11 protein-coding genes and 1 pseudogene are annotated in these 12,214 nt (G+C 69.9%); 9 read left to right on the top strand and 3 right to left on the bottom strand.

The genetic code is table 11. The annotated features are described in order from the left end of the window. Positions 1–142: 142 nt before the first annotated feature. A complete protein-coding gene (locus tag ACPT94_RS33900; RefSeq protein ID WP_425247599.1) occupies positions 143–1,630 on the top strand; it encodes an MFS transporter in 1,488 nt (495 codons plus the stop codon). A 35-nt stretch (positions 1,631–1,665) separates the two neighbouring features. Next, positions 1,666–1,856, top strand: a pseudogene (locus ACPT94_RS33895) (MerR family transcriptional regulator); the annotation flags it as partial. 292 nt (positions 1,857–2,148) lie between these two features. Here the strand turns inward: ACPT94_RS33895 and ACPT94_RS33890 are convergent. Beyond that, the gene (locus ACPT94_RS33890; RefSeq protein WP_360335256.1) at positions 2,149–2,436 is read right to left on the bottom strand and encodes a DUF4287 domain-containing protein; all 288 of its coding nucleotides are present in this window, start codon (positions 2,434–2,436) and stop codon (positions 2,149–2,151) included. 113 nt (positions 2,437–2,549) lie between these two features. On the opposite strand from ACPT94_RS33890, the gene ACPT94_RS33885 reads away from it, so the two are divergent. Continuing rightward, entirely contained in the window at positions 2,550–3,194 is a 645-nt protein-coding gene (locus ACPT94_RS33885) for a winged helix-turn-helix transcriptional regulator (RefSeq protein WP_425247598.1), read from the top strand. 512 nt (positions 3,195–3,706) lie between these two features. Here ACPT94_RS33885 and ACPT94_RS33880 read toward each other — a convergent pair. After that, the gene (locus tag ACPT94_RS33880) at positions 3,707–3,982 is read right to left on the bottom strand and encodes a hypothetical protein (RefSeq protein ID WP_360335252.1); all 276 of its coding nucleotides are present in this window, start codon (positions 3,980–3,982) and stop codon (positions 3,707–3,709) included. 109 nt (positions 3,983–4,091) lie between these two features. Here ACPT94_RS33880 and ACPT94_RS33875 point away from each other — a divergent pair, with 109 nt between their 5' ends. The 5 genes from ACPT94_RS33875 to ACPT94_RS33855 all read left to right on the top strand — a co-directional run bounded on the left by ACPT94_RS33875 (position 4,092) and on the right by ACPT94_RS33855 (position 9,693). Then, positions 4,092–5,090, top strand: coding sequence for a helix-turn-helix domain-containing protein (locus tag ACPT94_RS33875; RefSeq protein ID WP_360335250.1), 999 nt, complete (start codon positions 4,092–4,094; stop codon positions 5,088–5,090). Positions 5,091–5,500: 410 nt separating this feature from the next. Then, positions 5,501–6,721 (top strand): hypothetical protein, encoded by a 1,221-nt coding sequence (locus tag ACPT94_RS33870; RefSeq protein ID WP_425247597.1) that lies wholly within the window; start codon positions 5,501–5,503, stop codon positions 6,719–6,721. Then, positions 6,718–7,791, top strand: a complete 1,074-nt coding sequence (locus tag ACPT94_RS33865; protein ID WP_360335246.1) for a JmjC domain-containing protein — start codon at positions 6,718–6,720, stop codon at positions 7,789–7,791. The genes ACPT94_RS33870 and ACPT94_RS33865 overlap by 4 nt, the downstream gene beginning before the upstream one ends. A gap of 7 nt (positions 7,792–7,798) precedes the next feature. After that, the gene (locus ACPT94_RS33860) at positions 7,799–9,037 is read left to right on the top strand and encodes an MFS transporter (protein ID WP_360335244.1); all 1,239 of its coding nucleotides are present in this window, start codon (positions 7,799–7,801) and stop codon (positions 9,035–9,037) included. Then, positions 9,034–9,693: a 2OG-Fe(II) oxygenase gene (locus tag ACPT94_RS33855; RefSeq protein WP_360335242.1), complete on the top strand. Its 660-nt coding sequence runs from the start codon at positions 9,034–9,036 to the stop codon at positions 9,691–9,693. The genes ACPT94_RS33860 and ACPT94_RS33855 overlap by 4 nt, the downstream gene beginning before the upstream one ends. 49 nt (positions 9,694–9,742) lie before the next feature. On the opposite strand, the gene ACPT94_RS33850 is transcribed toward ACPT94_RS33855, so the two are convergent. Beyond that, complete coding sequence (locus tag ACPT94_RS33850) at positions 9,743–10,477, bottom strand: SDR family oxidoreductase (RefSeq protein ID WP_360335240.1); 735 nt, start codon at positions 10,475–10,477, stop codon at positions 9,743–9,745. A gap of 85 nt (positions 10,478–10,562) precedes the next feature. Between ACPT94_RS33850 and ACPT94_RS33845 the strand changes: the two genes are divergently transcribed. Continuing rightward, the gene (locus ACPT94_RS33845; protein ID WP_360335558.1) at positions 10,563–12,212 is read left to right on the top strand and encodes an ADP-ribosylglycohydrolase family protein; all 1,650 of its coding nucleotides are present in this window, start codon (positions 10,563–10,565) and stop codon (positions 12,210–12,212) included. Positions 12,213–12,214: the final 2 nt, after the last annotated feature.

The raw sequence follows: 12,214 nt of genomic DNA, 5'->3' as shown, positions 1-12,214 counted from the left end.
TTGCACAAACCGCCACGAGCGGCGGTCACCGTGCGGACTCAGCCAAGTCCGCTTGTGACCATCGCCCCCGGCGGATTGGATGAACCGCGCCTGACCGAACCCCGTCGGAAATCGGCAGCTTGGCCGTTAGGAGAACACTCTCGTGAAACCGGGCCCTACGGTTCGCGCCCCCCGCACAGCCGACAGCCCCCCACCGGCCGCGGCAACCGCCCTCCCGGCCGAGGCGAACGGGACACTGAACCCACGCCGGTGGCACGCACTCGCCGTTCTGGTCATCGGCCCTTTCCTCTCCCTCTTCGACCAGTTCTGCGTCAACCTCGCAGCACCCTCGATCAACCAGTCGTTCAGGCTCTCACCCTTCGAATTCCAAGCCGTCGTCGGCGGATACGGCCTGGTCTACGGCCTCGGCCTGATCACGGGCGGCCGGCTGGGAGACCTCGTCGGCCGCCGCCGCATGTACCGCCTGGGCGTCGCTCTGTTCGCCCTGACCTCACTGGCCTGCGCGATGGCCTGGTCACCACCGGCCCTGATCGCCGCCCGTCTCGCCCAGGGCGCCTCCGCAGCCGTGCTCCAGCCCCAGGTCCTCGCCCTGATCCGCATCCAGTTCCCGCCCTCCGAACGCGCCAAGGCGCTTTCCTGGTACGGCATCTCCATGAGCCTGGGCATGGTCGGCGGACAGATACTCGGCGGCGCGATTCCCTCCTGGAACCTCCTGGGCTTGGGCTGGCGCCCCGTCTTCCTCGTCGCGGTACCCCTGTGCGCGTTCGCCTACATCGCCGTCGCCCGGTTCATGCCATCCGACTCCACCACCCGCATCGGACAGGGCATCGACGGCACCGGCATGGCCATGAGCACACTCGGCTTCGCTTTGCTGCTCCTGCCGCTCGCGGCCGTCCAGGAATGGAAATTCCTGCCCACAGGACTGACCCTCATCACCGCTGCTCTGCTCCTCCTCGCTGTCTTCGTCCGGCACGAAATCCTGCGCGGCCGGACAGACCGCGTCGTACTGCTCCCGGTGCGACTCTTCAACAGCCGCGCGTTCAGCCTGGGCGTCCTGCTGAATTTCCTGCTGTACATGGCGAGCGTGCCGTTCGCCGTGCTGCTCGGCCTGTATCTCCAGGACGAGTCACACCTGAGCTCGGCTGCCGCCGGCCTGGTCTTCACCCCGGCCGCCGTTGCCATCGCCGTCGGATCACGCATCGGTCCCACCCTGCAGACTCGCTACGGCCCCCGAGTGCTCGTCGTCGCCGCCGCCCTGACCGCGGTGGGTCTCGCCGCGGCACTCGCCGCCGTCGCCCTGGGCACACGGGAGACAGTCGTCCTCCCGCTCATGCTCGCCTTCGCGACGTACGGCCTCGGCAACGGAATGATCGTCCCCCTGCTCACCGGCATCGTCCTCGCCCACGTACCGCCCCAGGACGCCGGGGCCGGGTCCGGCGTGCTCAGCACCGCCCAGCAGCTGGGGGCCGCTACCGGGATCGCGGTCGCCGGCGTCTTCCTCTACCCTGCCTCGGCGGCGATGCCACTGCGCTACACCGAGGCCATGGGAGCCGAAACCGTCCTGGCCGCGCTCGGCGTCGTCTGCGCGGCGCTCCTGGTGTCCACCCACCGGGTCGACGCCAAGGGCTGATGCGGTCACCCGAGGAGGGCGCGAGGTACGACCGACTGGCGCCGTACGCCGAGTTGATGCACCAGGTCGCCGTCCGCGGCCTCGGCTTCATGGAGAGGTACGCCTCGAAGGAGGAGAGGGGCGAGGCGGCGGTCGCGGCGACGGTGCTGTTCGAGCCGGTGCTGAAGGCGCTGTACCGGCTGGCGCCCAGGAGGAGGAGCCGGCGCGGCGCCACGGCATCGCGTGAGCGGGGCTGGAGGCCGTTGTCCTCGGCTGACCCCGGCCACCGTGAGGGCGGCTACGGATGCGCGTTTCCCGCCCTGCGGGATGGGTGGAGCGATCTTCGCGTCGGGACGTTGAACCGACGTCATGGTCTGCTCGGAGTCGCATCAGCGGCGGCGTCGGGCACGACCGCGTTCGCCGCGGAACGGGATGTCGCCTCGTGCGGGGCCCCACGGCGAAGGACCGCCGCCTGTGGTGGAGCAGCGGTCACACGCGGGTCGTTTCCGGTCTGGGCAGGACCTGTTCGCCGTCTTCGGTCAGGGCCGGTTTGCCTTGCCGTCGAGCCAGAGCGTGTCGGACTCGTCACGGTGTGATCCGTCCGTTCCGACGTGCTTGTCGGAGATCTTCGCGCCGTTCTTGATGACGTGGACCAGCGCCATTCCGTGGCCGCGACCCAGGTCGTAGTCCTGCTTGAGCCACTCCAGGATGGTGCCGGCCTTCGTGTCCGGGTCGTCGTAGCCGCGCTCCTGTGCGAGCGCGATGAACTGCCGCGGTGTCAGGCCGGTCTTGTCCTCGATCTTGTCCAGGTACGCCTGAAAGGACATGCCCTCTTCCCTCCCTTGGTCGTGCGTGCCGGTGAATCCAGCTAACCAGAATGAAGTGTACTTGTAAAATGCAAGCTGAGTTCGCAGATCGATGTTTGCACTAGAATGCGAACATGGTGAAGGAGTACGGACAGTTCTGCGGCCTGGCCCGCGCGATGGAGATGGTCGGCGAGCGCTGGACGCTCCTCATCGTCCGCGACCTCCTCCTCGGCCCCAAGCGCTACACGGACCTCCGCAACGGCCTGCCGAACATCCCCACCAACATGCTCGCCACGCGTCTGAAGCAGCTCGAAGGGCACGGCATCGTCGTCCGTCGTGCACTTCCCCACCCGGACCGTGGCGTCGTCTACGAACTGACCGAGTACGGCCGCGAACTGCAGCCGGCGGTGATCGCTCTCGGCCGATGGGGCGCCCAGACCATGACCGAGCCCCGCACCGGCGAGATAGCGACACCCGAGAGCCGGGCCTTGTCGTTCCATACGGCGTTCCACCCCGAAGCCACAACCGGAGCCGCGATCGGCTACGAGGTGCGCATGAGCGACACGACCTTCAGCCTGTCCATCGACGGTGCCGGGCTCACCGTTGAAACCGGCCCCCACGCCGACCCCGACCTGATCATCGAAGGACGAGCCGGCCGCCCCATCCTCGAGATCATGCGCGGGACCCTGACCCCTGCCCAAGCGGTCGCCAACGGCAGCGTCCACATCGAGGGCCCCTCGGCCCTCTTCGACCGGTTCGCCGAAATCTTCCGCCTGTGACATCAGGCCCGACCGCCCGCGGTGGGCGGCACGCTGGTGCCCCTTCAGCAGGGCGGGCCGCCAAGTGAGGCTCAGGGGGGCCGGCAGGGGCGGTTTCGCACTCCCAGGCGCAGTTGGTCGAGCGTCAGGGAATCAAGAGCGACTTCCCAGAACCAAGTTGAGCGGTCTTCAGTCCACCTGTGAAGATGAGCCAACTGAAAAGGTGCAGGTCAACGGCCCACAATAGGCGTTTCCGCAGGGACAGCCGTCCCCACACGACGGAGGGGGCCATCCCGACCATGGGGTGACCGCCTCCGTGTCGACGGGCGGGCGCGTCAGTCGACGGCGGCCGGGGCCGACTGAGCGGGAAGCCTGTCCGCGGTGCCCTCGCCCGCCACGGCGTCATCTCAGCACACAGAGAGAAGCGTCGCGGCGCCCACTAGTCCAAGAATGAGGACGTGGCAAGGAACAGTTCGCGCTACACCACGACTTGGGCAGATGATCGAACCGGTACGGGCATGTCCCGCACCACGTCAGGCCCCGACGGGATGCGTCAGCCGCCAGTCGCGCAGGGCAGCCGACAGCGCCAGGGCCCGCCGGCACACCTCACGGCACTGCCGCACGGCACTCGCCTCGTCGGGGGCCAGCAGGAACGCCGCGCCCCGGGCACCGGCCCGGCTCGTGTGCACGCGGACGTGCTCCACGCCGTCGTCCGGTCCGCACACCGCCCACAGCGCGGCGAGCAGGGCGTCGGAGGAGAGCTCCGGCGCCTCCCGCGGCTTGGCGAAGGCGAACTCGACAAGGTGCACACACCGAGTGTGCCGCACGCCACGGGCCGCGCCCCAGCCCCGGCGAGGCCACGAACATGCCGTGGCACGCATGTGCCCGGCGCCGACACACGACTGCGGGGGAACGCTGATGCTGCGCGTACTCGGACTCGACTCCGGCACGGAGGCCGTCTACCGGCTCATGCTGGAGCACCCTTCCTGGGGAGTGGACCGTCTGGCACAGGCGCTGGGCCAGGACCGGTCCACCGTCACCGGAGCCCTCGACACCCTCGCCGACCTCGCGCTGCTGCGTCCGGCGGCCGCGGACGAGGACCCCTGCGGCGGACCACTGCTCGTGCCGCCCCGGGCCGGGCTCGGCGCCCTTCTCCAACGCCGTCAGGCCGAACTCGCCCGCACCCAGACGGAGATCGACGCGAGCCGCGCCGCGGTCGCCGACCTCCTCGCCGACTACACCGCGCTCGGCCGCGAACCGTCCGCCGGCGGCGTGGAGCGCTTCACCGGCGCCGAGGCCGTCCACCGGCGTCTTGCCGACCTCACCGCCCGGGCCCGCGACGAAGTCCTCGTCCTTGCCCCCACCACCACGGCACCCGACGGCCCATGGGACTTCGACGTCCCCCTCCACCTCGACCTCCTGGCCGAGGGCGTCCGCGTACACGTCATCCACCTCGACAGCACCGACGCCTCACCGGAGCGCCGCAGAGCCGTACGGAGCCTGGCGGACGCCGGCGCCGAGATCCGCACCCTGCCCTCCCTGCCCCTTCACCTGCGGATCGTCGACGGCGCGAACGCCGCCATGCCCCTGGACCCGCACGACCCCGCCCAGGGCGCCGTCCTTCTCAGCGAGCCCGGCGCCCTGAACGGCCTGCGCGCCCTTTTCACGCACCTGTGGGACGGGGCGATCCCGCTCAGGGACACGGACAGCGAGGCTGACGACCCGGGCGCGTACTCGCCGCAGGAACGCGCGCTGCTGCGCTTCCTCGCCGACGGACTCACCGACGAGGCCGCGGCCCGCAGACTCGGCGTCTCCCTGCGCAGCGAACGCCGCATGATTTCCAGCCTCTCCGACCGGTTCGGCGCCCACAGCCGTTTCCAGCTGGGCCTCCAGGCCGCACGCAGCGGCATGGTGTGACACAAGAATGCCAGGGCCATTTGTGCCACGGAAAACTACTGACACCCACCTTGAGGACGTGTCAGAGTAATTTCCAGAACGGGCCGGAAAGTAAGTGAATCCTTACCGGACGGGCCGCTCGATTCCAATGGGTTACCCAACTGCCCTTCTCGAAGAAGGGTCGACAGCCCGCAGAAAATTCCCGCTTCCCCTTGCGGGAGAAACTCTTGTACCGATCGGAAAGGAATTCCCGTCATGGAGAACGAGAAGAACCTCGTCATGGAGATCCTCGAGGACGAGAACGACACCTTCGAGGCCGAGTTCGGCCCGCGTCAGGACGTCGGCCACTGAGCCCCGCACCGTAACGCGGCCGGTCGTCCGAACGGACAGCCGGCCGCATGGCCGTTTTCCCCGAACGAGTGGTGAGTTGGATGAGCATCGACACGAGGACATGGAAGGCGTTCGCGGCGAGCCACGCCCCGGACTTCGCCCGCACCGTCTTCCTCCCCAGCTTGGTCGCCGACCCCGGACACCTCGGCCGGCTGATCGACGACAGCCTGCGCACGGCCACCCGCCACGCGCCCGCAGACCTGCGCCTGCGCGCCTTCCGGCCCGGCGCCTTCGACTACCGGCTGACCAAGCGCTTCGTGGAGACGCCCCTCGCCGACGGCGAGAGCGCCATCGCCTGGCTCGCCCGCACGGCCGACAGCGACGAAGCCTGCCTGGCCGTCAACGACGTCTCCTCCTGGAACCTCGACCTGGGCGCGGAAGTCGCCCGGCTCGTGGCGGAACTCGTCGCCGACGGAACCCACGAACTGCCCTCCGGAACCGACGTGTACACCTTCGTCGCCCACTCCGGCTGGACGCCGTTCGGCATCCACAAGGACTCCGAGCCCTCACTCATCTTCCACCTCGGACCGTCCCCCAAGGAGGTCTGGGTCTGGCACGACAACCCCTTCGACGCCTCCGGCATCACCCCCAGCCCCTCGTTCGGCCGCATCACCTTCGACATCGAGGAACACCTCGGCTCCGCCGAGCGCCACCTGCTCCAGCCCGGCGACTTCCTCTGCATTCCCCAGGACACATACCACGTGTTCCGCAACCTCGGCCCCTCCGCTTTCCTCGGGCTCACCCTGTACCCGGTCAAGACCCGGTCCCTCATCACCGAGGCCCTGTGGCGCGCCGCGGACCCGGCGCAGCCCCTCGCCGCCTACCCGGCCGCCCAGGCCGTCACCGACCGCGCCCACGCCCTCCTCACGGACGACGACACCCCCGGCGCCTCACTCGCCGACCGCGTCGCCCACGAGATCACCCTCGGGCAGCTCCGCCTGCGCACCAACGGCTACCTCAGCCGGCCACACCGCGCCGCCCTCCCCCGAACGGCCCCCACCCCCGCCACCCCGCTGCGCTGGTCCGGACCCGGGGCGGTCGCCGCCGCCCCCCACCCGGACGGCACCGCTCTCGTCGCCCGCGGCCGCTCGCTGACCCTCCCCGGCCACCTCGACTTCACCGCCCTGGAGGAGTCGACCCGCTCGGACGCCCCCTTCACCCTCGACGAGCTCGCCGCCACCCTGCCCACCGCCCTCGCACCGGACCGCCGCGACGAACTCGCCCGCGCCCTCTACACCCTGGGAGCGGTGATCGCCCCATGACCGGCTTCGACGCCTTCGCCTACGCCCGGCTGCTGCTCGCCGGCCTCGGCGACCAGCAGCCGCCCTCCGGCGGCGTACGCCTCCACGAGCCTGCCGAGGACGGCACCGCCTCCACCGCCCGCGAGGCCCTGCTCGCCGCCGTCTGGTCCGCCCTCGCCCGGCCCGGCGCGCTCGCCACCAACTTCCGCCTCGTCGAGTCCGGCCGCCAGGTCGACCGCAGCCGGTGGCTGCGCTCCCGCGTCGGCGACGGCGAGGTCCTGCACACCACCCTCGTCCCCGCCTACCTGCACAGCGCCGTCGAACGCGGCGCGACCCTCGTCATCAGCCACCTCGAAGCCCTCGACGAGCGGGGCATGCTGCTGTGCGAGGCCCTCGAATACCTGCTGCGCGCCCGCGCGTGGATCAACTGCTACATCACCGCCGGCGACGCCTCCGCCTTCGACGTCCACAGCGACGACCACGACGCTCTCATCCTGCAGCTCCTCGGCCGCAAGCACTGGGAGGTCGACTCCCGCGTCGGCGCCCGCTCCCGCGACCTCGCCGACGACAGCCTCGACCACGTCCTCACCCCCGGCACGTTCCTGTCCGTGCCGCGCGACACCGCCCACCGCGTCTCCGGCACCGGCGAACTCACCGTCCATCTCACCATCGGCTACGAGCCCTTCGCCGACGTACGGGAGGAGACCCGCGCCGCCCACGAACTCGTCGGCCGCACCGCACCCGCCCCCGACCCCGAATGGCTCGCCGCCCGCCTGGCCCTGCGCCCCGACCGCCGCGCCGGTGCCTCCCTGCGCAGCCTCCTCACCGGCGAGATCGGTCCCGCCGCCCGTATCCGCTGGGCCAGCCGCTACCCCCCGTACGTGACCGCGGACGACGACCATCTGACCGTCACCACCATGGGCCGGCGCATCCGCCTCGACCGCCGTCTGGAACGCGCCGTCGCCCTCCTCACCCGCGGTGGCGCCCTGACCTTCGACGAACTCGCAGCCGCCAGCGATCTGCCGGACGCCGACCTGCGCGCCCTGGTCGCCTTCGGCGCCCGCAACGACTTCCTGATCTGCGAGGGATGACCCGCCCGTGCCCACCGCAACGCTCAAGGGCCACGCCGCGATGGTGCGGGACCGCCGCTTCGCGACATTCTTCACGGGCCACGTCGTCTCCAGGCTCGGTGACGCCCCCGTCCCCGTCGCGTTCGCCCTCGCCGCCTACCACATCTCGCACTCGGCTGCCGGGCTCACCTGCGTCCTGCTGTCCCTGTGGGCGGCCCGCTTTCTCCTGGTCGCCCCCGGCGGCCGGATCGCCGACCGGTTCGACCGGGTCATCGTGATGATCGGCGCCGACCTGCTGCGCCTGTTCGCCCAGGGCGCGCTCGCCGTCGTCGCGGTCAGCCCCCTGCCGTTACAGAGCTGGCATCTGTGCCTGTCCGCCGCCGTGTACGGAGCGGGCACCGCTCTCTACAACCCGGCGCAGATCGGCCTCATCCCCGAACTCGTCACCGAGGACCGACTCCAGCGGGCCAACGGCCTGCTCTCCCTCGTCGCCGACGTGAGCTTCCTCCTCGGGCCCGTCCTCGCGGGCGTCCTCATGGGAGCGGTCGGCTTCTCATGGATCCTGTGGCTCGACGTGGCCTCCTTCGCCGTCAACCTCGCCTGCCTGGCCCGCCTCACCAGCCTGCACACCCCCGTTCGCCACGTGACGAACCCGCGGGCCACCACACCCGACACCCGCTTCCTGGCCGCATTCGCGATCATGGCCCGATACCCCTGGTTCTCCTTCGGCACGGCCCTGTGGTTCGTCGTCTCGCTCGGCATCGGCCTGACCGCCGTCGCCGGCCCCGTGATCGCCGTCGAGTCCCTCGGCGGCACCGGCGCCTGGTCCGTCCTCGCGACCTGCCTTGCCGCCGGCTCCCTCCTCGGGTCCCTGGCCGTCATGGCGACCACGAAACAGCACGCCTGGAAAACCGCGGCCGTCGTCGTCACCCTCGGAGCCGTCCTCCAGTTCACCGCGCTGACCCTGCGCGACCACCTGCCCACCGCCGTCCTCGGCGCCACCTTCGCCCTGTGCGCCCTGACCACCGCAGCCTGCGGCATCGTGTGGGACACGGCCTACCAAAGAGAGATCCCCGAGCGTTACCTCTCCCGCCTCGGCTCCGTCGACAACCTCGTCAACGCCGTCGGCGTCCCCTTCGGCATGCTCCTCGGCGGCCTGTTCGCCGACGACTACGACATCGTCTTCCTCGGCCTCAGCGTCCTGCTCCTCCTCCTCTGCATCCCCGCCACCCGCCTCGCCGCACCCGGAAGGAAAACGACAGCATGAACGTCGGCAGCCTCCTCGCCGCCCACCCCGACACCCGCGTCCACTCCCGCGGCGACCGCTACCTCGTCATCGACGACCTGCTGCCCCAGGCCGACTTCGACGCCACCGCAGACACCTTCGAGCACATCCGCCTCAAGCCCGTCCTCAGCACCATCGACCCGGTGTACGACGGTTTCGCCTACCGCGGCGGCGAGGAGAAACAGCCCCTCGGCCACACCGCCGACGACGCGCCGCGCTGGCAGCACGCCGTCAAGGAACAGATCACCACGCACCTCGACCTGCTGGGCGCCCCTGGCCGGGCCGACAGCCTCTCCCTCACCCTCAGCGCCTGGGGCTACCCCGCCGGCTCCCGTCTGAGCTGGCACAACGACGCCGGCGCCGGCCGCATCGGTGCGTACGTCTACTTCACCCACCGCACGTGGGACACCGACTGGGGCGGTGGCCTCGCCCTCATCGACGAAGAGTCCCGCGCCGACGCCGCCGACGGCGCCACCCTCGTCCACTGCGCCACCCACCCGGCGCTCATCCTGCCCCGCCCCAACCGCCTGGTCATCTTCCGAGCCCACACCATGCACGCCGTCCAGCGCGTCGACCCGACCGCCGGCGACCGCCTGCGCCGCACCTGGACCGGCTTCATCACGGAGGAAGCCGCCTGAACCAGCCCACTCGTCCTCAACGTGTCCACGGGCGGACACACGCGAACACTCAGAAGTATTCCTGATGGATCGACTGCAAAGATATTTCAAGGATGTGCACGTGGGCCGGTGCCACCAGTACCTGCACAACCTGGTCCGCGACGTCCGCTGCCCGCAATCCTTTCTGCCGCTGTCCCTCGGCGATGCGCTTCCTGAGTTCCGGTTGCGTTATTCCGGCGCCTTCGTTCGTCAACGTGAATCCGGGTGAGATGGTGGTGACGCGCACACCGGTTGATTGCAGTTCGAGGCGCAGCCCGGAACTGATCCTGTCGACAGCTGCCTTGGAGGCCGCGTAGACCGACTGTGCTGCGTGCCGCACCCGTTGGCCCGCCAGCGAGCTGATGTTGATGATCTGGCTGGACTCGCCGCGTGTCAGAAAGGGCAGCGCGGCTTGGGTGACCTCGAGCAGCCCGAGTACGTTGACGTCGAGAAGTTCCTGCCATTGCTCGCGTTCACCGGCCGCGACGGTGTCCAGGCGAACGATGCCGGCGTTGTTGACCAGAGCGTCGAAGGCGCCCACCTGGGCGCCGACCTGGCTGATCGCCTCGGCAGTGGCGGACGGGGACCGCAGATCCACCGGAACGGGCAACCCGCCGGTGCGGGCCACGGCATCGGCGAGCCGCGGGCCAGGTCGAGCGAGCAGAAGCGGCACCGCTCCCGCGGCCGAGAGCGCCTCCGCGATGGCCAGTCCGATGCCGGCCGATGCCCCCGTGACCAGAACACGTCTTCCGCCCAACGTGCGCATGGGCAAGGTAGTCCCGTCCCGTCCCGTCGCTGTGCGCGGTCGTCGCGCCGTTGTCCAATGTTCCAATGTTCGGGGGGTGATCTCCATGAAAGTGCTGGCGTTGGAGCTGGAGACGGCGGTCCTTGACGCCGTGTCAGCGGGGTACCGGGTGTGGCGATCGGTGTTCGCGGCGCGGGGCAAGCTGCTGACCAGTGACGACTGGGCTGGGGTGCTGGCACGGTCGGCGTCCTCGAGGTCCCCGGTGGGAGTGGTGGCGCGGGACCTGCTGAGCGCCCGGGGTGGGTGCCGGGACACCGGGCCTTGGGGCACGGAGGAGTTGGATGCCGTGGCGACGACAGCCTGCGAACCGCTGATTCGCCAGGGCACCGCCCAGGACGGCGTACTGCAGTGGTTGAAGCAGGCGGCTCAGCTCGGAATGCACTGCATCGCCTTCAGCGTCACCTGCCCCGCCCTGGTCGAGGAGAGCCTGCAGCGGTTGGGGCTGGACGCGTTGGTGGTGCCGGGCGTCCTCGAAGAGGTGATCGAGATGGCGCCGGGACAGCCGATCGCGGAGATCGGTCGGCCGAGCCCGGTCACCTTGGTCAGCGGATCTCCCTGGCTCATCGACCTTTTCCATGGGCGCGGGGCGCATTGCCTGGCGGTGGCGAACAAGTTCTCGTCGTATCTCGTCGATCCGACGCCGGGCGTGACGCTGGTGCAGCCACGGTTCATGAGTCTGCCGGCGGCGCTCGAATCGCTGCACGACCTCGACACCGCCACGGCTCGGCCCCGGGCGGCCGAGCCGCAGCGCGAGCGGCTGTGGGGAAGTCTGGCAGGTCTGGCGCTCGGCGACAGTGTGGGAAAGATCGTCGACAAGCGCCCGGCGCCGCAGCTGGATCGGGAAACCGAGGAACTCCTCGTGGACCTGACCTCGGGAAGGGAACCGCCGGCCGGTTTCACGGGCAGGGTCACCGACGAGACGGCGCTCCTGTTCGCCTCGCTCGACGTCCTTCGCGCGCATCGACGGACGTCTCGGGACGCCTTCGAGGCATTGCTCCGCCGCACGAACCCGCTGGGCGGCCGGCAGGTCTACAAGCTCAGAGCACGGCGCGATCTCTTCAGCGTCGCCGATGACGGGGCGACCAACGGCTGCATATCGCGGTGCATACCGCTTGCGTATTTGTACGGACCGGAGTCTTGCGGGGATCTGACGTTCGAGGTCCACAAGTTGGTCTCGGTGACTCACTTCTCGCCGGATTCGATGATGGCCGCGCTGGTATTCACTTTGATCCTCTCGGGATTGCTTCGGGGGGAAGCGCCCGGCGTCGCGGTGGAGTTGCCGTTTCGTGTGGCGGACACCCTCAGGCGCCTGGTCCGGGGCGGCGACGCCGTACTGGAGGCGCTGCGTGCGGCGGCGGCTGTACCTGGTGACAGTCGACCCGCCGACGTGGTGGATTGGATCGAGGACGAGTTCGGCATGGCCGTCGAGGCCAGGTCATCGGTGATCGCGGCCATCGCTCTCGCGGTGGCCGACCATCCGATGGCGACCACGACAGGGCTGCTCCTGCGCCGGCGCGGAAGCTGGGATCTCGACTCGACGACCGCTCTTTACATGGCGCTTGCCGGGGCCGCGCGACCGGTCGAGGTCCCGGCCAAGTGGGTTTCCAGGATCGAGGCGAGGACCGGCCGCAGTGTGGCCTCGGAGGCGCAGATGGTGGATGCGGTTCGTGCGGAAACGATCAGCACCGGTCTCTGACG

Origin of the sequence: Streptomyces aurantiaciflavus (genome assembly GCF_049808595.1) — a bacterium.
Classification (GTDB): Bacteria; Actinomycetota; Actinomycetes; order Streptomycetales; family Streptomycetaceae; genus Streptomyces.
This window is presented reverse-complemented; position numbering and strand designations above follow the sequence as displayed.